The 331-nt window shown below is 71.9% G+C and carries 1 protein-coding gene; it reads right to left on the reverse strand.

All coding sequences use genetic code 11. The annotated features are described in order from the left end of the window. On the reverse strand, positions 1–331 hold a 331-nt coding region (locus H926_RS31165; protein ID WP_043610732.1), incomplete at both ends, for a tetratricopeptide repeat protein.

The raw sequence follows: 331 nt of genomic DNA on the forward strand, positions 1-331 counted from the left end.
GCGCCAGGCCGCGATCGCCGGCCATGGCGGCCTGATCGGCCCCGGCCCGCTCTGCATCATCAAAGGCGCGGATCGCGGCAACGGGATCGTTGTGGCGCAGCATTGCCTTGCCGATCTGCGCCTTAATGCGGCCATTGCCCGGTGAAACCTCGTCAGCGCGGCGCAGGAAGCCGAGCGCCGCATCCACGTCACCCAGCGCCATCGCGGCATTGCCGGCATCGAGCAGCGCATCGGCGTTGCGCGGATCGCGCGCCAGGCGGGCGAGCGCGGCATCAAGCGTCTGCCCGTCGCCGGTTGGCAGCGGCTGCACCACCGGGCGCGACACGCTGCC

The organism is Novosphingobium sp. B-7 (genome assembly GCF_000410615.1).
GTDB classification, from domain to species: Bacteria; Pseudomonadota; Alphaproteobacteria; order Sphingomonadales; family Sphingomonadaceae; genus Novosphingobium; species Novosphingobium capsulatum.